General features: G+C 68.1%; 22 protein-coding genes. 15 read left to right on the top strand and 7 right to left on the bottom strand.

Going from position 1 to position 22,773, the window contains the following annotated elements; translation table 11 throughout:
* Window positions 1-65: 65 nt before the first annotated feature.
* A complete protein-coding gene (locus E5P3_RS13035) occupies window positions 66-1,268 on the bottom strand; it encodes an iron-containing alcohol dehydrogenase (RefSeq protein ID WP_162586365.1) in 1,203 nt (400 codons plus the stop codon).
* 145 nt (window positions 1,269-1,413) lie between these two features.
* Here E5P3_RS13035 and E5P3_RS13030 point away from each other — a divergent pair, with 145 nt between their 5' ends.
* Genes E5P3_RS13030 through E5P3_RS12975 form a run of 12 tightly spaced genes read left to right on the top strand, consistent with a single transcriptional unit; the run spans window position 1,414 to window position 12,943 of the window.
* Window positions 1,414-2,229: an IclR family transcriptional regulator gene (locus E5P3_RS13030; protein ID WP_162586364.1), complete on the top strand. Its 816-nt coding sequence runs from the start codon at window positions 1,414-1,416 to the stop codon at window positions 2,227-2,229.
* Window positions 2,230-2,283: 54 nt separating this feature from the next.
* Entirely contained in the window at window positions 2,284-4,263 is a 1,980-nt protein-coding gene (locus E5P3_RS13025; protein WP_162586363.1) for a bifunctional 5-dehydro-2-deoxygluconokinase/5-dehydro-2-deoxyphosphogluconate aldolase, read from the top strand.
* Window positions 4,260-5,036, top strand: a complete 777-nt coding sequence (locus E5P3_RS13020; protein ID WP_162586362.1) for an ABC transporter permease — start codon at window positions 4,260-4,262, stop codon at window positions 5,034-5,036. The genes E5P3_RS13025 and E5P3_RS13020 overlap by 4 nt, the downstream gene beginning before the upstream one ends.
* A complete protein-coding gene (locus E5P3_RS13015) occupies window positions 5,021-5,887 on the top strand; it encodes an ABC transporter permease (RefSeq protein WP_232073119.1) in 867 nt (288 codons plus the stop codon). Before E5P3_RS13020 ends, E5P3_RS13015 begins: the two co-directional genes overlap by 16 nt.
* Before the next feature lie 50 nt (window positions 5,888-5,937).
* On the top strand, window positions 5,938-7,014 hold the full coding sequence (locus E5P3_RS13010; protein WP_162586361.1) for an ABC transporter substrate-binding protein: 1,077 nt from the start codon (window positions 5,938-5,940) through the stop codon (window positions 7,012-7,014).
* On the top strand, window positions 7,011-7,904 hold the full coding sequence (locus E5P3_RS13005) for an SDR family NAD(P)-dependent oxidoreductase (RefSeq protein WP_162586360.1): 894 nt from the start codon (window positions 7,011-7,013) through the stop codon (window positions 7,902-7,904). Before E5P3_RS13010 ends, E5P3_RS13005 begins: the two co-directional genes overlap by 4 nt.
* Complete coding sequence (locus E5P3_RS13000) at window positions 7,901-8,758, top strand: sugar phosphate isomerase/epimerase family protein (RefSeq protein WP_162586359.1); 858 nt, start codon at window positions 7,901-7,903, stop codon at window positions 8,756-8,758. Before E5P3_RS13005 ends, E5P3_RS13000 begins: the two co-directional genes overlap by 4 nt.
* The gene (locus E5P3_RS12995; RefSeq protein ID WP_162586358.1) at window positions 8,755-9,777 is read left to right on the top strand and encodes a LacI family DNA-binding transcriptional regulator; all 1,023 of its coding nucleotides are present in this window, start codon (window positions 8,755-8,757) and stop codon (window positions 9,775-9,777) included. Before E5P3_RS13000 ends, E5P3_RS12995 begins: the two co-directional genes overlap by 4 nt.
* Before the next feature lie 22 nt (window positions 9,778-9,799).
* A complete protein-coding gene (locus tag E5P3_RS12990) occupies window positions 9,800-10,609 on the top strand; it encodes an ABC transporter ATP-binding protein (protein WP_162586357.1) in 810 nt (269 codons plus the stop codon).
* Complete coding sequence (locus tag E5P3_RS12985; protein WP_197893964.1) at window positions 10,609-11,541, top strand: alpha/beta fold hydrolase; 933 nt, start codon at window positions 10,609-10,611, stop codon at window positions 11,539-11,541. Before E5P3_RS12990 ends, E5P3_RS12985 begins: the two co-directional genes overlap by 1 nt.
* Window positions 11,538-12,272, top strand: a complete 735-nt coding sequence (locus E5P3_RS12980) for an SDR family NAD(P)-dependent oxidoreductase (RefSeq protein WP_162586356.1) — start codon at window positions 11,538-11,540, stop codon at window positions 12,270-12,272. The genes E5P3_RS12985 and E5P3_RS12980 overlap by 4 nt, the downstream gene beginning before the upstream one ends.
* On the top strand, window positions 12,269-12,943 hold the full coding sequence (locus E5P3_RS12975; RefSeq protein WP_162586355.1) for an SDR family NAD(P)-dependent oxidoreductase: 675 nt from the start codon (window positions 12,269-12,271) through the stop codon (window positions 12,941-12,943). The genes E5P3_RS12980 and E5P3_RS12975 overlap by 4 nt, the downstream gene beginning before the upstream one ends.
* A gap of 6 nt (window positions 12,944-12,949) precedes the next feature.
* Here the strand turns inward: E5P3_RS12975 and E5P3_RS12970 are convergent, their stop codons facing one another.
* From E5P3_RS12970 to E5P3_RS12945, 6 genes are all read right to left on the bottom strand, one after another.
* On the bottom strand, window positions 12,950-13,939 hold the full coding sequence (locus E5P3_RS12970; RefSeq protein WP_162586354.1) for a Bug family tripartite tricarboxylate transporter substrate binding protein: 990 nt from the start codon (window positions 13,937-13,939) through the stop codon (window positions 12,950-12,952).
* A gap of 32 nt (window positions 13,940-13,971) precedes the next feature.
* Entirely contained in the window at window positions 13,972-14,952 is a 981-nt protein-coding gene (locus E5P3_RS12965) for a Bug family tripartite tricarboxylate transporter substrate binding protein (protein ID WP_162586353.1), read from the bottom strand.
* A 23-nt stretch (window positions 14,953-14,975) separates the two neighbouring features.
* Window positions 14,976-15,593, bottom strand: coding sequence for a 2-hydroxychromene-2-carboxylate isomerase (locus tag E5P3_RS12960; protein WP_162586352.1), 618 nt, complete (start codon window positions 15,591-15,593; stop codon window positions 14,976-14,978).
* A 22-nt stretch (window positions 15,594-15,615) separates the two neighbouring features.
* On the bottom strand, window positions 15,616-16,344 hold the full coding sequence (locus tag E5P3_RS12955) for an SDR family oxidoreductase (RefSeq protein WP_162586351.1): 729 nt from the start codon (window positions 16,342-16,344) through the stop codon (window positions 15,616-15,618).
* 37 nt (window positions 16,345-16,381) lie between these two features.
* Complete coding sequence (locus tag E5P3_RS12950; protein ID WP_162586350.1) at window positions 16,382-17,335, bottom strand: NAD(P)H-dependent flavin oxidoreductase; 954 nt, start codon at window positions 17,333-17,335, stop codon at window positions 16,382-16,384.
* A gap of 129 nt (window positions 17,336-17,464) precedes the next feature.
* Window positions 17,465-19,015, bottom strand: a complete 1,551-nt coding sequence (locus tag E5P3_RS12945; protein ID WP_162586349.1) for a class I adenylate-forming enzyme family protein — start codon at window positions 19,013-19,015, stop codon at window positions 17,465-17,467.
* A gap of 302 nt (window positions 19,016-19,317) precedes the next feature.
* Between E5P3_RS12945 and E5P3_RS12940 the strand changes: the two genes are divergently transcribed.
* The 3 genes from E5P3_RS12940 to E5P3_RS12930 are packed head-to-tail and all read left to right on the top strand — an operon-like array spanning window position 19,318 to window position 22,690.
* The gene (locus E5P3_RS12940; RefSeq protein ID WP_162586348.1) at window positions 19,318-20,370 is read left to right on the top strand and encodes a Fe(3+) ABC transporter substrate-binding protein; all 1,053 of its coding nucleotides are present in this window, start codon (window positions 19,318-19,320) and stop codon (window positions 20,368-20,370) included.
* Entirely contained in the window at window positions 20,367-22,019 is a 1,653-nt protein-coding gene (locus E5P3_RS12935; RefSeq protein ID WP_162586347.1) for an ABC transporter permease, read from the top strand. The genes E5P3_RS12940 and E5P3_RS12935 overlap by 4 nt, the downstream gene beginning before the upstream one ends.
* Window positions 22,016-22,690: an ABC transporter ATP-binding protein gene (locus E5P3_RS12930; RefSeq protein WP_162586346.1), complete on the top strand. Its 675-nt coding sequence runs from the start codon at window positions 22,016-22,018 to the stop codon at window positions 22,688-22,690. The genes E5P3_RS12935 and E5P3_RS12930 overlap by 4 nt, the downstream gene beginning before the upstream one ends.
* Window positions 22,691-22,773 lie beyond the last annotated feature (83 nt).

The following is a 22,773-nucleotide window of genomic DNA, read 5'->3' as shown; positions in this document are numbered from 1 at the left end:
TTTGCAACGCAGAGTGGGGCCGCCTGGGCGGGATGAGCGGGCGTGGCGGGTTCGTTCACAGCTTCTTAGGCTGCGAGGCGCAGGATCTCCAGCACCTCGGCGGGCCCGGAGATCTTGCGCGCGTTGCCGTGGATGAAGAGCTCGCGCATGCTGGTGCGGGCGATCATCTCGAACTGGCTCGCATCCACGCCGACGTCGCGCAGCGTCGCGGGCAGGCCCAGGGACTTCACGAGCTCGGCAAACGCCTCGGCCGCACTCAGCGCGGGCCGGCCCAGCGCCTGGGCCAGCTGAGGCTGGCGCGCTGACGTGGCGGGCTCCGACCACCTCAAGATCGCCGGCATCATCACGGGCGTGCAGTAGTAGTGCGGCACGCCGCAGCTGCCGCCCAGCACATGGCCGATGGCATGGCTGGGACCCATCATCACCCCGCCCTGCGGGCCGCGGCTGGACAGGCCGTAGGAGCAGAGCCAGCTCGCAACCTGGCACTCGGCGCGCACGGGCAGACTCTGCGGCTCGGCCTTCCACGCCGGCAGCGCACGTGCCATGCGGGCAATGCCGTCGAGCACCGCGGCGTCGGCCAGCGGCGTCGGCGTGGTCGACAGCAGCGCCTCGATGGCATGGTCGAGCGCGCGGGTGGCCGAGCCCAGCCACAGCGACTCGGGCGTGTGCAGCGTCAAGGCCGGATCGAGCACGACGGTGCGCGGCATCATGAGCGGGTGGAAGAAGGTCTGCTTGAGCTTGCGGCGCTCGTCCGTCACCAGGCAGCCGCCGTTGAACTCGCCGCCGTTGAGCGTGCTGGGCACCGCGATCATGCGCAGCGCGGGGCCGTCGAAGACGGGCCGGACCGGCTTGCCATCCTCGCCCAGCTTCACCTCGAAGCGGTCGAGCGCCTCCAGGTGCTCGTCGGTCATGCCGTGGCGCATGCACAGCAGCACCATCTTCGAGGCGTCGATGACGGAGCCGCCGCCTACCGCCACCACCAGGTCGGCCTCTGCTTCCAGGGCCGCCGCCGTTGCGCGCGCCACGCCGCCGCGGGTCGTGTGCTGCGGGATGCCGTCGAAGGTGGCCGCATGGCGATCGCCGAGTGCGGTCTCGATCTCGCGGATCACGCTGGTCTGCGTGCGCAGCGTGCGGCTCGCGACGATGAAGACCCGCCGGCTCCCCAGCCGTGCCGCCTCGGCCACGATCACGCCGGCCGCGGGTTGCCCGAACACGACGCGCTCGATCGAAGCGAAATTGTGGGCACCGATTGCAACGGACTGCTCCATGGGGTTGTCTCCTGTAATGGCACTGCACTTGTTTTGCAGTGCGGTTCATAATTCTGCAATTCTGGGTCCACCTGGGGTGGCTTCATAGGGTTGGACGCCTCGCGGCACCCACCTCGATACCGCTGTGCAGAACGCAGGAGACGTCATGAAGAATTCCCCCGCCCCCTTCGATCCGGATGTGCTGGAAGATGGCCGCGAAGACCGCCACTTCGTCACCGCCCTGGCGCGCGGCCTCGACGTGCTGCGCTGCTTCAGGTCCGGCGAGGAGCGCCTTGGCAACCAGGAGCTCGCGGAGCGCTGCAAGCTGCCCAAATCCACCGTCACGCGCCTCACCTACACGCTGACCAGCCTCGGCTACCTGCATCACGTCGAGGAATCGGGGCGCTATCGCCTTGGCATGGCGACGCTGATGCTCGGCGGCACCACGCTGGCGCGGCTGGACGTCAAGGAGATGAGCCGGCCGCTGATGCAGCAGCTGGCGATCGACACCGGCACGCAGGTCTCGCTCGGCCTGCGCGACGAGATGTCGATGCTCTACATCGAGAACTGCCGCGGCCATTCGATCGTGACGCTGCGGCTGGACATCGGCGCGCGCATCCCGCTGGCCACCACCGCGATGGGCCGCGCCTATCTTGCGGCGGCGCCGGAGAACGTGCGGCTGGCGCTGGAGGAGCGCATCCAGGCGCTCGATCCGATCGCGTGGCCGCGCATCGAGAAAGGCATTCGGCAGGCCTGCAACGACTTCGCCGAGAACGGCTGCGTCGGCTCCTTCGGCGAATGGCAGAAGGAGATCAACGGCATCGCCGTGCCCTTCCAGCCGGGCGGCGGCCTGCCGCTGATGGTTATCAACGCGGCGGGGCCGGCGCAGTCTATGTCGCGAGACACGCTGCTTAGCGAGGTTCGGCCCCGGCTGATCGCAATGGTGCGCGACATAGAACAAGGCTTGGGCTCGCGGCGCTGACTCCTCAGTCCTAGGGTTGCCACGGATGGCTTTCACGCCGCTGCGGGGCGGAGAATGCATGGTATCGATACCAATCACTGCGTTGAAATCTTCATGATTCACTCTCGTCCGCTGGACCTGATCACCATGGGCCGCACCATCGTCGACGTGTATGGCGACCAGGTTGGCGCTCGCCTCGAAGACGTCTCGTCGTTTTCAAGATACGTGGGCGGATGCCCTGCCAACATTGCCATCGGCACGGCCCGTCTCGGTTTGCGCGTCGGCCTGATCACGCGGGTTGGCGACGACCACAATGGCCGCTTCCTGCGCGAAAGCCTCGAGCGCGAGGGCGTGGATACGCGCCACGTCGTGCCCGATTCGCAGCGGCTGACGGCCGTGGCCTTCCTCGGCATTCGGAACAAGGACAGCTTTCCCCTGCTGCACTACCGCGAGAACTGCGCCGACATGGCAATCGCGCCCGGCGACTACACGGAGGAGTACATCGGCTCGGCGCACGCCCTGCTCGTCTCGGGCTCCCACCTGACGACCGATGCAGCTACCGCCAACATCGGTTCTGCCGTCGAGCGTGCGAAGGCACGCGGCACGAAGGTGATCTTCGATATCGACTATCGCCCGGTGTTCTGGGGCTTGGTGTCGCGCGACGGTGGTGAAAGCCGCTACGTCGACTCGTCGCGGGCCACCGAAGCGACTCGGCGTTTCATGTCCCGCTTCGATCTTGTCGTAGGCACCGAGGAAGAGATTCATATCGCCGGCGGTGACATCGATACCATCAAGGCGCTCAAGGCAATCCGGCGCCTGACTGCAGCCCCGATCGTCCTGAAGCGAGGTGCCGCCGGGTGCGTCGTGTTCCCTGGCGATATTCCGTCGCGCGTGGAGGATGGGGTGGTCGGCCCGGGCTTCCCGGTGGAGGTGTTCAACGTGGTCGGCGCCGGGGACGGCTTCCTTTCGGGTTTTCTTTCGGGCTGGCTGCGCGACATGCCATGGGCTGAGTGCTGCCGCCGCGGCAACGCCACGGGGGCCCTGGTGGTGTCACGCCATGGATGCTCGCCTGCGTCACCGACCACCCAGGAACTCGACTGGTTCCTGCGCGAAGGCCAGAACGACCATGCGTTGCATCGCAGCGAATACCTCGCCTACCTGCACCGCACGACCACCCGGCGCCCGCGGCCATCGACCGTGTTCGTGATGGCAGCGGATCACGTGGCGCCCTTCGAGGGGCTGCCATGCGCACAGGGGCGCAGCATTGCCGGGCTGAAACGCCTCGTCGCCGAAGTTGCGCTGCGAATGGCCCGCCAACGCCCGGAAGTCGGCGTGCTGTTCGACGATGAAGCGGGCGAAGACGCGCTGCATCGCATCGGTGCCGACATCGCGTGGGTGGGCCGCAAGATCGAAAGGACGGGCCCTGCCCCGCTCCGCTTCCAGGATGACCTGCCCGCCGCGGTCCATCTGGCGCATTGGCCGCGCCATCACATCGTCAAGTGCCTGGTGCCGCTGGACGACGAAGAGAGTCGCACGCTCCAGGAAGAGCGCCTGCGCGAGTTGTATGCCGCCACTTCCATGTACGGAATGGAACTGCTGCTCGAACTGGTGCACCCGGACACGGTGCAGGACGCGCGTGCTGCCGAACGGCGCATCCGGTCGATTCAGGCGCTGGGGGTCAAGCCCGACTGGTGGAAGCTGCCCGCCTTTTCCGACACCAGCGCGTGGGACGCCATCGAACAGGCGATTTGCAACGACAACCCGATGTGCCGTGGGATCCTGCTGCTCGGCGGTGGCCGTTCCCCGGAAGAGCTGGCCAAGGCAATCGCGGCAACCAGCGGCCGCCCGCTCGTGCGCGGCTTTGCCGTGGGCCGAACCCTGTTCATGGCGCCCGCCACCGCATGGCTCGCCGGAAAGATGGAAGACGACGCCTTCGAGCAATCGCTGGTCGCAGGCTTCGAGGCCCTGGTTGCGGCATGGAACAGCAACGGCGGCGAGGGCGAGGCACGGCATGCCTGCGCTGCGGCGGGCATCGTCCAGGAGGAGCGCGCATGAAGCAGACGGGCCTGGCACGGTTGGCCGCGAGCATCGGTCCCCTCATCGCGCTCGTGCTGCTGTGGTGGATCGCCACCGGCCCGGCCGGATGGATCGACGCCGCGCGCTTCCCGGACCCGGCCGCCTTCCTGGGCTCGCTCAGGCAGATCACCCTGGACGGCTACGCCGGCGGCGACCTCGCAAAGCATGTGGTGACCAGCACCTGGCTGGTCGTGCGCGGATTCGCACTGGCCATGGTGCTCGGAATCGGAATGGGTCTGGCGGTATCGCTGTCAGCATTCTGGCGCGACTTCCTGATGCCGATCTTCAACTTCCTGCGGCCGGTGCCGCCGCTGGCGTGGATCCCCCTGGCGCTGCTGTGGTTCGGACTCGGCGACGCATCCAAGCTGTTCGTCATGGCCATGGCCGCTTCGATCCCGCTGGTCATCAACACGGCCACCGGCGTCGAGCAGATCGATCGCACGCTGCTGGCGGCGGCCCGGGTCAATGGCGCGCGCGGCTGGACCTGGCTGCGCCATGTGATCCTGCCCGGCGCCATGCCGCACATGGCCATCGGCCTGCGCCTGGCGCTGCAGACCTCGTGGACCGTCATCGTCGCGGCCGAGTTGCTGGGCGCGATATGGGGCGTGGGAAAGGTGCTGACTGCCGGAAAGGATGATGTCTATCCCGGAATGATCCTCGTCGGCATGGTCACCGTCGCCGTGCTGGGAATGCTCAGCAGCCTGCTGCTGACCTGGGCGGAAAGGTGGGTGATGCCATGGAGGAAGCGCTGATGGCGCGCGCCCGGCACCCGCGTGCCGCATCGGCGCCGCCGCCGGTGCATCGGCAGCGTGCGAACGTCCTGATCGCGGCCGACGTTCCGCCGCGCCGCTGGATCGGGGCCCTGGGCATCGCGGCCTTTCTCGCGGCCTGGCAACTGGTGGCGATGCAGGTCGATGAGCGAAGCACGCTGGCCACGCCCGTCACTGTCTTCGCGGCATTCATCGACATGCTGCACGAGCCGTTCGCGGGCTCGACTCTGCAGGCGCACCTGCTTGCGAGCCTGCGCCGGTTCGGCGCCGGCTTCGGCCTCGCGGCGATGGTGGGCATTCCGCTCGGCCTGACCATGGGATGGAACCGCTGGCTCGAGGTGGTGATCCAGCCCATCTTCAATCTTCTGCGCTTCATCGCCCCCATCGCCTGGGTGCCGTTTGCCGTGCTGTGGTTCGGCACGGGGTTCGGCGGACCGGTGCTCATCATCTTCTCGGGGGCCTTCCCTGCATGCGTCATCGGCGCCTACGGCGGCGCGCGCATGGTGGACCCGCGCCTGCTGGAGGCGGCGCGCATGCTCGGAGCGGGTCACCTGCGCATCCTCCTGGAGGTCGTGGTGCCGAGCGCCGTGCCTTCGATGGTCGCTGCACTGCGCGTGGCGGCCGGCAACGCGTGGCAGTCGCTCGTGGGTGCCGAACTGATCGTGGCTACCTCCGGAGTGGCCTACCTCATGGTTCGCGGGCAGATGAACCGCACCATCGTCATCGTCCTGGTCGGCATGCTCGCCATTGGCCTGGTCGGTTTGCTGCTCGAGGTGCTGTTCCGGCACCTGGAGCGGTACGTGCAGCGGCGGCTCGGCTCGGCCGTCGCGTGATCGCGCCGGCAGATTCCGGCGATCCATGTCCATGTTCACAAGGAGACAAAATGACTTTCAAGCTTCAACCTCATGGCCTCACCCGTCGCGTGGCATTGGCCGCCCTTGCCATGAGCGCCCTGGCAGGGCCTTCGCTCGCGGCCGAGCCAACGCCGGTCAACGTCAGCTATCAGGTCACCATCCATGGCGTTCCGCTGCAGCTTGCCGACGACAAAGGCTGGTGGGCCGAGGCAGGCCTCAAGCCGGGCAACATGACTTCCTTCGTGGCCGGCGCCCAGCAGGTGGCGGCAGTGCCGTCCAAGACGTGGGACATCGGTCTGATGGGCGGCCCGCCGGCGTTGCTGGGCGCATCGCGCTTCAACCTCCAGACCGTGCTGATCCTGATCGATGATTCGCGGGCCAACGGCGTCGTCGCCCGGGCGACCGACTACGGCGCGATCAAGGCCGATCCGGTCAAGGCGCTCAAGGGAAAGCAGTATCTCGTACCTGCCAACTCCACCTCGGACTATGCGGCGCAGGCCTGCTTCGCCAAGCTGGGGCTCAAGCCAGGAGATGTGAAGGCGGTCAACATTGCTCCCGGTGCCATCGTCGACGCCTTCAAGGGCAGCGACATCCCGGTGGGCGCCGTCTGGTATCCGCACTTCGCCCGCATGGAAAAGAACGGCGGCAAGCTCCTTTGCGACGGGCAAAGCGCTGGCGTGCTGGTGACGGGCAATATGGTGGTGCGCCCCGAGTACCTCACCGAGAACCTCGAGACGGTTGCGCGGTTCGCGGCCATGTTCCTGCGCGGGATGAACGTCATGCGCACCGATCGCGCGGCAACGCTGGCGTCGATGAAGAAGTTCTACGACAAGGGCGGCGTCAGCCTCTCGCCCGAGGAGATGATCGGCGAAATCGAGACGCGCAGCTACTGGAGCCTCGACGAGCAGCTCAAGTGGTTCGACCGCTCCGCCGGACCGGGCAAGCTCGACCAGGAGAGCACACGCCTGGCGGAGTTCTTCAAGGGTGCCGGCACCATTCCCAACGTGCTGGACGCCAAGGCCTACATCAACCCCGCCGTGCTGAACTACATCAACAGCAACCCGAAGCTCAAGGCCTTTGCCGAGGGCAAGCCAGGCGCGCTATGAGTTCATCCTCCATCGGCGCCCCGCAAGGCGGCATCGACAGCCTCGCCGGGCTGGTCACACTGGTGACCGGCGCCGGGCAGGGAATCGGTTTCGCGACGGCGGCCCAATGCGCACGCCGCGGAGCGGATATCGCCATCGTGGACCTCGATCACGGATCGGCGGAACGCGCGGCTCTTGCGCTGCAACGCCGGTTCGGCGTCCGCACCGCATGGGCAGGCGCGAACGTCGTCGATGCCGAAGCCGTGCGTACAGCCATTGCCCGGTGCGAGGCGGACCTGGGGCGCATCGACGTGCTCGTCAACGCAGCGGGCATCATGACGCCGCGCCTGGCGACGGTCGCGGACATGCCCATCGACGACGTGCAGGCCATGTTCGACGTGCATGTACGGGGTACCTACCTGTGCAGCCAGGCCGTGATACCCGCCATGGCCGGCAGAGGCTTCGGCCGCATCATCAACATCTCTTCGGTGCTTGGCGTGCTCGGCCTCCCGTTTCGCAGCGGCTACGCCATTGCCAAGCACGCAATCAACGGCTTCACCAAGTCGCTGGCGGTGGAGGTCGCGCGCCAGGGGATCACGGTCAATGCCGTGGCGCCCGGGTACATCCTGACCGAAACGCTCCAGGCGCGCCTGGATGCCGGAATGCTCGACTACGCGCTCTATGCCGACCGCGCCCCGGCCGGCCGCTGGGGCCTGCCGGAAGAAATCGGCCATGCCATCGCCTTCTTCGCCTTGCCGGCTTCCGGATTCATCACGGGCACCTTGCTGCCCGTCGACGGCGGCTACACCATGCGCGGCGATCCGGGAGAAGCCATCGGCGAAGCGCTGCCGGCGGAAGCGCTTCGGCATATCCACGCCCGCTTCTTTGCAGAAGAGGCAGGAACGGCATGACCGCGGTGCGAACGGCCATCCATGCAGCGGTGTGGGGACCTGACTGGAGCCCGGCCGGTCTCGCACCCGCGCTGGCCCATGCCGCCGCCATCGGCTACGACCACGTCGTAGTGCCCTTGCGACGCTTCGAGGATATCGAGCCGCAGGCGCTCGCGCGCCTGTTCGAGACCGAAGGCCTTGCGCCACTCAACACCTGCGGACTTTCACCGGATAAGGACATCGGCGATCCGGACCCTGCCGTGCGCGAGCGAGGCGTGAAGCATCTCTGCCAGGCCGTCGCCCTGGCACGCGACATGGGCTCCAGCCAGATCGGCGGCGTTCTCTATGGCCCTATTCACAAGGCCATGCGGCCCTTGCCCGACGACGCCTTCGCCCGGGCCGCCGAGTCGATGCACCGCCTGGCCGAACATGCCGCACGGTCGGGCGTGCGCCTGGCGCTGGAAGTCGTCAACCGCTACGAGACGCCTTTGTTGTACAACACCCGCCGCGCCCTGGCCTTCCTCGAGGCCGTTGCGCACGACAACGTCTACCTGCACCTCGATACCTTCCACATGAGCATCGACGAATCCGATCCCGTCGCCGCCATCGAAGCTGCCTTGCCGCGGCTGGCCTACCTCGAACTCGACCAGAGCCATCGCGGCGACGCCTTGCAGGGGTCGCTCGATCTGACCCGCCTGGTGCGGGAGGCCGCACGACGCGGCTATCGCGGCATCGTCGGCGTCGAGGCGTTCTCGCGCCAGTTGCTCGCGCCCGACCACGCCGACGCCTTGGCGGTCTGGGAAGAGCGCTTCACCGACAGCGGCGCGGTCGCATCCAACTTCATGCAGGTCATCCGCAACGGGTACGCCCAATGAAGTTGCCCAAGCGATCCTCGCTGACGATGCGTGACGTCGGCCTGCATGCCGGCGTCTCGCCCATCACCGTCTCGCGGGTGCTGGCGAACCATGGCTCCGTGACGACGGAAACTCGCGAAGCCGTGCTGCGCGCCGTTTCCGAGCTGGGCTATGTGCCCGACTACACCGCCCGTGCCCTGTCCAGGCGGGGAAGCAAGCTGGTCGCACTGATGCTGCCCAACATCGCGAACTCGGTGTTTGCCGAGACGGTCCACGGCATCAATGACGTGCTGAACGGCGCCGGCTTCTCGTTGATCATCGCGCACAGCGGATACGACGCGCAGCGCGAAGAGGAACTGCTGCGCGGGCTGCTCGGCTACCGCCCCGACGCCGTCATCCTTACCGGCTTCAGCCACACCCGGGCCACGCGCACCATGCTGCGCAAGGCGGGCATGCCCGTGGTGGAGACGTGGAACGTGGGGCCCGAACCGATGGACGTCGCGGTCGGATTCTCGAACTTCAAGGCAGGCCTCGAGATGACGCGATACCTGATCGCCAAGGGGCACACGCGGCTGGCGTACCGCGGAGGCATCCAGACCGACAACGAGCGTACGCGTGCCCGCGAGGAGGGATTCCGGCAGGCACTGGCCGAGGCCAACCTGCCGGCGACCGAGGAATGGATCGGATCGGCCCCCATGGAACTGGAAAGCGGCGCCGAGCTGGCCCGCGAATTCCAGGCGATGCCGCCAGGCAAGAAGCGCCCGCAAGCCATCTTCATCGCCAGCGACATGATCGCCGCCGGCTTCGTGCTCGAAGCCGCGCAGCTCGGCATCCGCGTTCCGCAGGACGTGGCCATTGCCGGCTTCGACGACACGCCCCTCGGCCGGGCGATCCGTCCGCGGTTGACGACCGTCAACGTTCGGCAGCGCGAGATCGGCCGCAAGGCGGGCGAGCTGGCCTTGCGCCGCGTGCGCGGCGAGACGATTGAACACCCCGTGCACGATGTCGGCTTCGAGATCGTGCCCCGAGAGAGCGCCTGACTGATCAGGCAAGAGGATTGTCATGAGCGATATCCAGTTTCAACGAGTCGAACGCGTGTTCACGCGTGCCGGTGCAGCTACCGCGGTTCTGCGCGACATCGACCTGCATGTGCGCGACCGCGAGTTCGTAGCGGTCGTCGGGCCGTCGGGCTGCGGCAAGACCACGCTGCTGCGGCTTGCTGCCGGCCTGGACGCACCGACGTCCGGCCAGGTGCACGTCGGCGGAAAGAATGTCGAGGGTCCTGGCCCCGACCGCGCGGTGGTCTTTCAGCAGTTCGCCCTTTTCCCGTGGAAGACCGTGGCGGAGAACATCGCCTTCGGGTTGCGCTGCAAGGGCACGCCCGAGGCCGAGCGCCAGGAGCGCGTGCAACACTTCCTGCAGCTCATGGGCCTGCAAGGCAGGGAAGATGCCTATCCGCACCAGCTGTCGGGCGGCATGCAGCAGCGAGTCGCAATCGCCCGCGCCTATGCGCTCGAGCCAGACGTCCTTCTGATGGACGAGCCCTTTGGCGCCCTCGACGCGCAGACGCGCACGGTCATGCAGGAAGAGCTCCTTCGCCTTTGCGCCATTGCTCCACGCACGGTCATGTTCATCACCCATGCGGTCGAGGAGGCGGTATACCTTGCCGATCGGGTTGTCGTGATGAGCCGCAATGGCGGCGAGATCGTGGCCGACATCGACGTGGCCAAGATCCGCCAGGCGGAACGATGGGCGACGCACGAGCGCATCGAGGACGTGATGGACCTGCCCAGCTTCGTCGAGATCAGGGGCCGGGTCTGGAAGATGTTGCGCGAGCAGGACTTCCAGACCATCGCCAGCGAGATGGCGTGATGGACATGGCCCATGGGATCGAGGGGCTCGCGGACGGCTTCGTCGATGCCGGGGGCGTGCAATTGCACTACGTGCGGTGCGGGCAAGGCGCACCTCTCGTGCTCATTCACGGCTGGCCGGAGTTCTGGCGCACCTGGCGCAAGATCATCCCGCTGCTGGCACGCCACCACGACGTCATTGCCTACGACCTCCGGGGTTTCGGCGAGTCGGGCAAGCCGGCAGGCGAAGCATCGGAAAGCTATTCGCTCGACCTGCACATCGCCGATCTGGCAGGCTTGATCGACGGTCTGGAACTCGAAGGCGTCGGCCTGGTGAGCCACGACTCTGGCGCGAACATCGCTCAGGGCTACGCCCGTAGGGAGCCCGCCCGCTTGTCCGGACTGTTCTTCTTTGACTGCCCCTATCCCGGGATCGGTGATCGATGGGCAGACCCTCGCGTCATCCGGGAGTCCTGGTACCAGTATTTCAACCAGTTGCCCTGGGTCGCCGAGTGGCTGTCGTCGGACCGCGCCAGCTGCAGGCGCTATCTCAAGCATTGCCTCGATCACTGGTCGCATGCGCCGGGGGCCTTCGATGAGGACCTCGAAGCGTGGGTCGACAGCTACCTGCGCCCGGGCAATCTCCAAGGCAGCTTCAACTGGTACAAGGCCATGCAGCCCTACCGCGAGCGCCTGATGCGCGAAGGCCCGCCTTCCCTGTCCCGCATCGAAACGCCGGCCTGTGTGCGCTGGGGTGCCAGCGACCCTGTGCTGTTGCCCGAGTTCACCGACAGGCTGGGCGACTACTTTTCCGACGTGGATGTCGCCATCGTCGAGAACGCGGGCCACTTCGTGGCATTCGAGCGCCCCGACTATGCCGCTGCCGAGATCCTTCAGTTCTTCGACAAGCGCAAGCAAGCCACACCACCCGATCGATCCGAGGACCTGCCGTGACCTTCTATTCCGACAAGACCATTCTCATCACCGGCGGCGCCGGCGGCATCGGCGTGGAGAGCGCGCGCGTCTTCCTCGAAGCAGGTGCGCGCGTCCGCCTGGTGGACCGCTCGGCCGACGCGCTGGAGCGCGCGGCGCAAGCCCTGGGCGCGCCCGAAGAGCTGCAGGTCCAGACGAACGGGCTGGCCGACCAGGAGGACTGCCTGCGGGCCCTGAGGGATGGCCCTCGTCCCTACGCGCTGATCCATCTGGCCGGCATTTCGTTGCCCGACCCGGAGGACACGGCCGATCTGACCCTGTTCGACGAGACGATGTCGGCCAATGTGCGCAACGGCTACCAGCTGGGGCGGCTGTTCCATGCGCATTGCGCTGGCACTGCGGAGCTGCCGACGCGAGCGGTCTTCGCCTGCTCGCTGGCGTTCCGCCGGGGCGGACTCGACCGCATTGCCTATTCGGCCGCCAAGGGCGCGATCGCCGGGATGGTGCGAGCCATGACACGCCGATTTGCCCCGGCCGTGCACGTCAATGCAGTCGCACCCGGCATCATCCTGACCCCGATGTCGCGCCAGTTGATTGCCGATCGCGCAGACAAGCTGATGTCCGAGATTCCGATCCGGCGCTTCGCTGAACCTCGCGAAGTCGCCACCGTCATCGAGTTCCTTTGCAGTCCGGCATCGAGCTACGTCAACGGGCAGATCATCAACGTCGACGGCGGAACGATTCATTCATGAGCGCACGCCTGGCGGGTCGACGGGTCCTGGTCACCCAGGCCGACGAATGCTGCGGCGAGGGGATCGTCGAGGTCTTCCGGGAAGCGGGAGCGCATGTGATCGCCGACACGCGCGACCTGTCGCCGCCGCTCGCTGCCGACGCCCTGGTGCGCGAAGCCGGGCACGTCGACGTGCTGATCGCGAATCTTGCGGTTCCCTTCAAGGCAGGGCCAGCCATCGACGGCAGCGACGATGAGATGCAGCGGCTGATGGAGGCGCTGTACTACCCATTGCACCGCCTCGTGCGCGCCGTGTTGCCCCAGATGATCGAAAGGCGCAGCGGCAAGATCGTGGTGGCCGGCAGCGCCAATGCCCTGCGCGGCCGTCCCGGCGGCGTCGCCATGTACGCCGCCGCCCGAGGCGCGCAGCTGGCGTACATGCGCAACGTGGCCCTGGAGGTGGCGCCGAACGTTCATGTGAACGCCACCGCGCAGACCTTCATCGACAACCCCACCTATTTCTCGGCCGCGTATCAGCAGACGGAGGAGTTTCGGGTGCGCCTTGCCGAGTGCCCGGCCGGGCGACTGGGAACGCAGCGCGAGTGCGGCCAGGCCATGTTGTTCCTCGCCGGGCCGGAAAGCGACTTCATGTATGGCCAGACCTTGCCGGTCGCGGGCGGATGGGTGACCTGATCCCGCCTACTTCTCCCGCACGAACCCGATCGCATCGAGCAATTGCTTCTCGCGCTGCGTCGACTCGGCCGCGAACTGCTGGTAGCGCGCCGAGCTCATGTAGACGGGCTCCATGTAGTACTGCGCCAGCGCGTTGCGGAAGCCCGGCTGCTCCATCGCCTGCTTGAAGGCGTCGTGCAGCTTCGCCACCACCGCGGCGGGCGTGTTCTTCGGCACCGCCAGCCCCCAGGCCGCGGACGGCGGCGGGATGTCGATGCCGGCTTCCTTCAAGGTGGGCACATCGGGGAAGCGGCTCATGCGCTTCTCGCCGAAGGTGACCAGCAAGCGCAGCTTGCCGCTCTCCACATAGGGGCCCCAGCCGGAGGTCTCGGCCGCGGACATCACGTGCTCGCCCACCACCGCCTGCAGCGACTCGGCCGTGCCCTTGTAGGGCACGTGGCTCAGCTTGATGTTCTTGATGCGCGCCACCTGCTCCATCGCCAGGTGCTGCGCGAGGTAGGCGCCGGGCGTGGCATAGGTCAGCTCGCCGGGATGCGCCTTGGCGTAGGCGACATAGTCGTCCATGGTCTTGATCTGCGACGCAGCCGGCACCACGATGCCGTAGACGAAGGAGGTGAGGCCGATCACGTAGCGCAGGTCGGTGGCCGGGTTCCAGTTGATGGTGCCAGTGTAGGGCAGCCGGAACAGGTTGGCCGGGATCACGCCCACCGTGTAGCCATCGGGCTGCGCGCCTTGCAGCAGCTGGGCCGGCATCAGGCCGGCCGCGCCCGGCTTGTTCTCGATCACGACCGGCTGCTTGAGGATCTTCGAGGCGTCCTCCGCCAGCACGCGCATCGGCGAATCGGTCGAGCCGCCCGGCGGAAAGCCGAGCATGATCTTGATGGGCCGCGCGGGGAAGCCCGATGTGTCCTGCGCCCACGCGGTCGCCGTTGGGCCGCCCAACGTGTACAGCGCCGCGATGGCCGCGGCTCCCAAGAATCGCCGTGTCGTCTTCATGCTTGTCTCCTGGTGAATGGGCGCGTTGCCGTCTACTTGCGGCTCAGCCCGAGGGTGTCGAGGATTTCCTTCTCGCGTTTCATCGATTCGACCGCGAAGCGCTGGTATTGCACCGGATCGCGGTAGGCGGGCTCCATGTCGAAACGCGCGAGCGCCTCCTTGAAGGCCGGCATCTCCATGGCCTGCTTGAAGGCATCGTGCAGCCGCGCCTGGGTCTTCTGTGGCGTGCCCTTCGGCGCGACCAGGCCCCATGGCGAGGTCTGGACGATGTCGATGCCCAGCTCCTTCAGTGTCGGCACCTCGGGAAAGCGCGCCATGCGCTTGTCGCTCCACACGGCGAGCAGGCGCAGCTTGCCGCTTTCGACGTACGGCACCCAGGCGGAGGTCTCGGCGGCCGACTGCACGTGGCCGGCCAGCAGCGCCTGCAGCGATTCGGCCGAGCCCTTGTACGGCACGTGGTTGAGCTTCACGCCGGCGGCCCGCGAGAACTGCTCCATCGTCAGGTGGTTGGTGGTTCCCACGCCGGGGCTGCTGTAGGTGAGCAGCTCGGGGTTCGCCTTGGCGTAGGCGATGTACTCGGCCATGCTGCGGATCGGCGATGAGGCCGGCACCACGGTGCCGAAGGCATAGCCGCTCAGGCCGATCACGTAGCGGAGGTCGGTGGCAGGGTTCCACTTGAGATCGGTGGTGTAGGGCAGCCGATAGACGCCCGCCGGTGCGATGGCCAACGTGTAGCCGTCCGGCGCGGCCGCCTGCAGCAGCTGGGTGGGGATCACGCCCGCCGCTCCCGGCTTGTTCTCGATCACCACCGGCTGCCGCAGGATCTTCGAGACGGCTTCGGCGAGCACGCGCACCGGCGTGTCGGTCGAGCCCCCGGGCGCGAAGCCGATCATCACGCGGATCGGGCGCGACGGATAGACGGCAGGATCTTCCTGGGCGAATGCCGTGGGCACCGCCGAAGGATGCGCGAGGGCGAGCACGCCCATGGCTCGCATGAGCTCACGTCTTTTCATGAGGACTCCGTGGATGGGTGTGCTTAAGCGGCGGCGCCCTGGCGCACGATCTCTTCCTCGACCTCGCGCAGGCGGTCCTTGCCGAAGAAGATCTCGTCGCCGACGAAGAAGGTCGGCGAGCCGAAGGCGCCGCGTTCGAAGGCGGACTGGGTGTTGGCCATGAGCGTGCCCTTCACCTCCGGGTCCTGCGTGCCGGCGTAGAGGCGCTGGCCGTCGAGCCCCGCCTCGTTCAGCGTGCGCACGATGACCTCGGCGTCTTCCATGTTGCGGCCCTCCTCCCACATGGCCACGTAGACGGCCTCGACGTAGCGCTCGAAGCAGCCCTGCTTCTGCGCCGCCACCGCGCCGCGCATGATCTGCAGCGTGTTGACCGGCCAGTGGGGGTTGTGCCGGTAACGATCGAGCTGGTGCTTCGCGACGAAGCGCTTGATCTCCAGCTGGTCGTAGGCGCGCTTGTTCGGGATGCCCGCAAAGGCCTCGGCCGGCGAGCGGTTGCCGCTGAGCTTGAAGATCCCGCCAAGCAGGACGGGAACGTATTCGAACTTCACGCCGCAACGCGCCTCGATCGCGGGGATCACGCGGTGGCACAGGTAGGCATTGGGGCTGCCGAAGTCGAACAGGAACTGGACGGGGACGGTCATGGCGCTGCTCCTTTTCTTTCTCTCACCAGCTTTCCAGCCAGGGGCGCAGCTCGGTCTCGTGCGTCCAGGCGTTGCGCGGCTGCTTGTGGATCTGCCAGTAGGCGTCGGCGATGCTGTCGGGCTGCAGGATGCCGTCCTGCTCCTTCAGCGCGTAGCGCTCGGGGAAGGTGGTGCGGATGAACTCGGTGTCGATGGCGCCGTCGATCACCGGATGCGCGACGTGGATGCCCTTGGGCCACAGCTCGCGCGCCATGCTCTGCGCCAGCGCGCGCAGCGCATGCTTGGCGCCGGCAAAGGCCGCGTAGCCGTCGCGCCCGCGCAGGCTGGCGGTGGCGCCGGTGAAGATGATGGTGCCGCGTCCGCGCGGCAGCATCGCCTTGGCGACTTCGCGCCCCATCAGGAAGCCGCCGAAGCAGGCCATCTCCCACACCTTCTGGTACACGCGGGCGGTGGTCTCGGTGATGCCGAAGCGCACGTTGGCGCCGATGTTGAAGACCGCCACCTCGATCGGCGCGATCTCGCGCTCGATCTGCTCGACCAGCGCGATCATTTCTTCCTCCTTGCGCGCATCGCTGCCGAAGCCGTGCGCCTGGCCGCCCTCGGCCTTGATCTGGTCGACCAGCGGCTGCAGCTTGTCGGCCTGCCGCCGCGTGACGCAGGCGATGTAGCCCTCGCGTGCGAAGCGGCGCGCGATGGCGCCGCCCGTTGCGTCGCCGGCGCCAATGACGAGGATGGCTTTCTTGTCGCTCATGTTCGGTCTCCTTGGGGTGTTTGTGTGAATCGTGCGCTCAGGCGGCCATCTGCGCCAGGGCACCGCGGTACTCGCGTGTCATGCGCCGCACCAGCTCTGCCGTGGGCAGCACGTCGTCGATGTTGCCCACGCCCTGCCCCGCACCCCAGATGTCCCTCCAGGGTTTGACGCGCGTGGTGCCGAAGTTCATCGATGTCTTGTCGGCCGTGGGCAGCTGCGCCGGGTCCAGGCCGGCGGCGGCGATGCTGCGCGCCAGGTAGTTGCCGTGCACGCCGGTGAAGAGCGGCGTATAGGTCACCTCGGCCGCGGCGCTGTCGACGATCATCTGCTTGTAGGCCTCCTGCGCATTGGCCTCGGGCGTGGCGATGAAGCGCGTGCCGACATACGCCAGGTCCGCCCCCATGGCCAGCGCCGCGGCCACGTGCGCGCCCGAGGTGATCGAGCCCGACAGCGCGATCGGCCCGTCGAAGAAGCGCCGCACCTCGGCCACCAGCGCGAAGGGGCTCATCGTGCCGGCATGGCCGCCGGCCCCCGCGCACACGAGGATGAGGCCGTCGACACCGGCCGCGAGCGCCTTCTGCGCATGCTTGACGTTGGTCACGTCATGGAAGACCAGCCCGCCATAGGCGTGCACCGGCGCCACGTAGTCCGTGGGCGCCGACAGGCTGGTGATGACGATCGGCACGCGGTGCTTCACGCACAGGTCCATGTCGTGGTCGAGCCGGTCGTTGGAGGAATGGACGATCTGGTTGACCGCGAAGGGCGCGACACGGCGCGCTGGCTCGGCCGCGCGGGCCGCATCCAGCGTGGCCGTGATGTGCGCGAGCCATTCGTCCAGCAGCTCCTTCGGCCGCGCATTGAGGGCCGGGAAGGAGCCCACCACGCCGGCCAGGCACTGGGCCAGCACCAGGTCGGGGTTGGAGATGATGAACAGCGGCGAGCCGATCAGCGGCAGCGCGAGCTTGTCTTTCAGGAGTGCCGGGAGTGCCATGCTGGATCCTTTGTGCCTTCGGTTATGGACATTCGGGGAACACTGCGGAACCGGCTTTGCCGGGCCGCTGGTGTTGCCCCCGGTAGGGGGTGGGCGGATACACGAAGTGAGCCAACCTGGGGGTGAGCGTCATTTCATGCGCTGCAGGGCCAGGGTCTTCAGTTCGCTCTTCAGGATCTTGCCGGTGGGTGCAGCCGGCAGCTGGGCGAGGAAGCGGATCTCGCTCGGCACCTTGTAAGGCGACAGCCGCTCGCGCAGGTACTGCCGCATCGCCTCTTCGCCCAGCTGCGCGTGCGACACCAGCTCGACGAAGGCGACCACCTCCTCGTTGTGCTCCACCGTACGTCCCACCACGGCCGACTGCACCACCGCCGGATGGCCATTGAGCACCTGCTCGACCTCCACCGGATAGACGTTGAAGCCCGAGCGGATGATCAGCTCCTTGCTGCGTCCCACGATGTGCAGCGCCCCGTCGGCATCGCGGCGCGCCATGTCGCCGGTGTTGAACCAGCCCTCGTCGTCGATCGCCTCGCGCGTCAGCGCTTCGTTTCGGTAATAGCCCTTCATGAGGTTGGGGCCCCGCACCCGCAGCTCGCCGATCTCGCCGGCGGCCCGCTCGGCACCCGAGGCCGCGTCCACGACGCGCGCCTGCACGCCGGGCAGCGCGAAGCCGACGGTGCAGTCCTGCCGGGGGGCCTCGATGCGGGTCTGCGCCACGGTGGGCGCGGTCTCGGTCAGGCCGTAGCCGTTGTGCAGCGGCAGCCCGAGCGCGGCCTCGACGCCGGCCTTCAGGCTGGGCGTGAGCGGCGAGCCGACCACGCATGCGAAGCGCAGGGCCGGCGCCTGCAGCGCCTGTCCCCTCTCGCGGGCCCAGTCCAGCAGCTTGGCGAACATCGCCGGCACGCCGGTGAAGGCGGTCACGCCCTGCTGCGCCAGCGCCTGCGCCAGGGCGGCCGGCGAGAAGCGCGGCTCCAGCAGCAGAGCCGCCCCGCTCGCGATGCAGCCGAGGAACTGGGTCGAAAGGCCCACCACATGCGCCATCGGCAGCACGCCGTAGATCAGGTCGCCCGGGCCGAGGCCGCGGATCTCGCGCGCGCTGGCCGCCGCGAACATCAGGTTGGCATGGGTGAGCATCACGCCCTTGGGCGCGCCCGAGGTGCCGGAGGTGTAGATCAGCGCAGCTACCTGCTCCTGCGGCGCCTGCGCGCAGGGCTCGGGCCGCACCTCGCCGGCCAGCGGGCCGACCCAGAGGGTGCCGATCCCGTCCCAAGCCTGCGCCAGGGCCCCGTGGCGCTGCGCGTGCTTCTGCGCATCGGCCGACACATGGCAGGTGTAGATCACGCGGCGGGCGCCGGCGTGCTCGATGAAAGTGTCGATCTCGCGCGCCGACAGCCGCGCGTTGACCACGATCGACCACGCATCGAGCCGGCTGAGGGCCAGCACCAGCACGCCGATGGCCGCGCAGTTCTCGCCCACCACCAGCACGCGGTCGCCGGCACGCACCTGCAGCTCGGACAACTGGCGGGCCGCCGATTCGGAGGCTTCCTTCAGGTCCAGGTAGCTGAGCGCGACATCGGCATCCTTCAGCGCCGGCGCGTGAGGCTGGCTGTGCGCCCAGCCGTCGAGCAGCTGATGAATGCGAATGGGCGCCGAGGCGGTGCCGGGAGAAAAACTCGTCATGTCTCCGTCCTGTCGGGTCGCCTGGGATGGCGATTTGCGGAATCTTATTCCGCTAAGCAGTTTTTTGAACGAAGAATGAGGGAACGTCCAAAGCCCGGTACTGCACAGCGGAACAACAGCAAGCGAAGCCGAGGCCGGCCGAAGCGCAGGCGATGCAAGCCCGGGCCGCGAGACGCCACCGGCCTCCTAAGGACAATGTGCCTGCAAGCTCGAAGCAACAGTGATAATGATTCGTATCAGCGCCAAGAGGGCTGCTGGTCACCCTCACCACATCCAAATCCCCAGATCCCACGGAGGAACCCATGAGCACCATTTCGCGCGCCCGCGGCGCCCGCACCCTGGCTTGCATCGCCCTCGCCGGCACCGGCTGGCTCGCCGCACCGGCCTTTGCCGCCGAGGAAGTCACGATCTACACCACGCGCGAGCCCGGCCTGATCCAGCCGCTGCTCACGGCCTTCAGCACGCAGAGCGGCGTCAAGGTCAACACGGTGTTCATCAAGGACGGGCTGCTCGAACGCGTCAAGGCCGAGGGCACCCGCTCCCCGGCCGACGTGCTGATGACGGTCGACATCGGCAACCTGGTCGACCTCGTCGAGGGCGGCGTCACCCAGCCGGTGAAATCGGCCGCACTGGAGTCGGCGATTCCCGCCAACCTGCGCGGCGCCGACGGCCAGTGGTTCTCGCTGTCGATGCGCGCGCGCGTGCTCTATGCCGACAAGAGCCTGCCCATCACCTCCTTCCGCTACGAGGACCTGGCCAATCCCAAGTACAAGGGCAAGGTCTGCATCCGCTCCGGCCAGCATCCTTACAACACGGCGCTGATCGCCTCGATGATCGCGCACGATGGCGAGGCCAAGGCCGAGCAGTGGCTGCGCGGCGTCAAGGCGAACCTGGCGCGCAAGGCCACCGGCGGCGACCGCGACGTGGCGCGCGACATCCTGGGCGGCATCTGCGACGTTGGCCTGGCCAACTCCTACTACGTGGGCCAGATGAAGAGCGCCAAGGAAGGCAGCGACGCGCGCAAGTGGGGCGAGGCCATCAAGGTGATCCGCCCGACCTTCGCCAATTCGAAGAGCGGCGGCACGCACGTCAACGTCAGCGGCGCCGCGGTCGCCAGGAACGCGCCGCAGCGCGCCAACGCGGTCAAGCTGCTCGAGTTCCTTGTGTCCGAGCCGGCCCAGGCCTTCTACGCCGAGACCAACTTCGAATACCCGGTGCGCAAGGGCGTGGCGCTCGACTCGATCACCGCGGCCAGCATCGGCGACCTGAAGATCGACCCGCTGCCCATTGCCGAGATCGCCAAGTACCGCAAGCAGGCCAGCGCGCTGGTGGACAAGGTCGGTTTCGACCAGTGACCGCTCTCAGACCGGTCGGACCGGTCTGGCGCGCTGCATCGGTCGTCATTGCCCTCGGCGTGCTCGCGCCGGTGCTCAGCCTGGCCTGGCTGGCGTTCGGCGCCGACTTCTCGCACTGGACGCACCTCGCGCGGCACGTGCTGCCGCAGGCTGCGCTCAACACCGCGCTGCTGCTTGCCGGCGTGGGCGCGCTGGTGCTGCTGATCGGCACCGGCTGCGCCTGGCTGGTCACGGTCTGCGATTTCCCGGGCCGCCGGGTGCTGCACTGGGCGCTGCTGCTGCCGCTGGCCATGCCGACGTACATCGTGGCTTTCGCCTACCTGGACCTGCTGCATCCCATCGGCCCGGTGCAGGGCGCGATCCGCTGGGCCCTGGGCTTCGACAGCCCGCGGCAGTTCCGCCTGCCGGACCTGCGCTCGATGCCGGGTGCGATCCTGGTGCTCGGCTTCGTCCTCTACCCGTATGTCTACATGACGGCGCGCGCCATGTTCATGACCCAGCCCGCCCACCTGATGGAGGCCGCCCGTACGCTCGGCGAGGGCGCGGCCGGCGCCTTCTTCCGCGTCGCGCTGCCGCTGGCCCGGCCGGCGCTCGCCGTCGGCGTGAGCCTGGCGCTGCTGGAAACGCTCAACGACATCGGTGCCTCCGAGTTCCTGGGCATCCAGACGCTGACGGTGGCGGTCTACACCACCTGGATCACGCGCTCCGACCTGGCGGGCGCCGCGCAGATCGCCTGCGCCATGCTGCTCGTCGTGGTGGCGCTGGTGCTGCTCGAGCGCCATGGCCGGCGCCACCAGCGCTTCGGCTCGGCACAGCGCATGCGCGGCATCGAGCCGCGCCGCCTGCATGGCGCGGCGGCCTGGCTTGCCTGCATCGCGGCCGCGCTGCCGGTCGCGATCGGCTTCGTCGCGCCCGCGCTCTACCTGCTCTGGGAGACGGCCAAGCGGCTGCGCCTGGGCGGCGGCATCTCCGACGGCCTGCTCGCCAGCCTGGGCAACACCCTGGCCCTGGCGACCGGCGTGACCTTGACCACCGTGGCCGCGGGCCTCGTGGTGGCCTGGGCGGTACGCAGCCAGGGCTCGACGATCAACCGTGCGCGTTGGCAGGCCCGTGTCGCCACGCTGGGCTATGCGCTTCCCGGCACGGTGCTGGCCATCGGCCTGCTCACGCCGGCCCTTGGCTTCGATGCCCTGGTTGGGAAGCTGCTGGGCCGCGAAGGCCTGCCGCTGATGGGCGCCGGCATCGTGCTGGTGGTCGCCTGCGCGATCCGCTTCCTGGCGATGCCGGTGGGCGGCATCGAGGCCGGGCTCGCGCGCATCCCGCCCGCCCTCGAGCAGGCCTCGCGGCTGCTCGGCGAAAGCGCGGCCGGCACCCTGCGCCGCGTGCACCTGCCGCTCTTGCGGCCGGCGATCGCGGCCGGCGCGCTGCTGGTCTTCGTCGATGCGATGAAGGAGCTGCCCGCTACCCTGCTGCTGCGGCCCGCGAACTTCGACACGCTGGCGACCTGGCTCTACGCCGAGGCCGCGCGCGGCACCTACGAGGAGGGCGCGATCGCCGCGCTCGCGATCGTCGTCGCGGGGCTGCTGCCCGTGATACTGCTGGCACGCAACGGAGTGGGCGCCGTGCGGATCGAGGAGCTTCCGGAATGAGCGCCGCCCTGCAACTCGATGACGTGCGCCTCGCCTACGAAAGCGCACGCGGCCTGCACACCGTGGTCGACGGCTTCTCGCTCACGCTCGACGCGGGCCGCATCGGCTGTCTGCTCGGCCCCTCCGGCTGCGGCAAGACCACGGTGCTGCGCGCCATCGCGGGCTTCGAACCCGTGCGCGCTGGCAGCATCCGCCTCGGCGAGCGGCTGCTGTCCTCCGCCAAGGTCCACCTCCCGCCCGAGCAGCGGCGGGTCGGCATGATGTTCCAGGAATACGCGCTGTTCCCGCACCTCACGGCCGCGCAGAACGTGGGCTTCGGCCTGCGGCGGCGGCCTCAGGGGGAGCAGCGCGCACGCGTGGCCGAGATGCTCGCGCTGGTCGGGCTGGCCGAGTCCGGCGGACGCTATCCGCACGAGCTCTCCGGCGGCCAGCAGCAGCGCATCGCGCTGGCCCGCGCGCTCGCGCCCTCGCCCGCACTGCTGCTGTTGGACGAGCCCTTCTCCAACCTCGATGCGGCAACGCGAGAACGGCTCACCGTCGAAGTGCGCGAGATCCTCAAGGCCGCCGGCCAGACGGCGGTGCTCGTCACGCACAACGAGACCGAGGCGCAGGCCATGGCCGACCACATCGGCCTGATGCACAACGGCCGGCTCACGCGCTGGGCCGGCTAGCGAAGGGCGCAGAAGAAGATGAATGCGCATCTGCCGACACCCGCCGGCCGCAACTGACACGACAATCCCGAGCCACGACAACT

The organism is Variovorax sp. RA8 (genome assembly GCF_901827175.1).
Lineage (GTDB): Bacteria > Pseudomonadota > Gammaproteobacteria > Burkholderiales > Burkholderiaceae_C > Variovorax.
The sequence above is the reverse complement of the archived record's forward strand: the minus strand, read 5'-3'. Positions and strand labels throughout refer to the sequence as shown.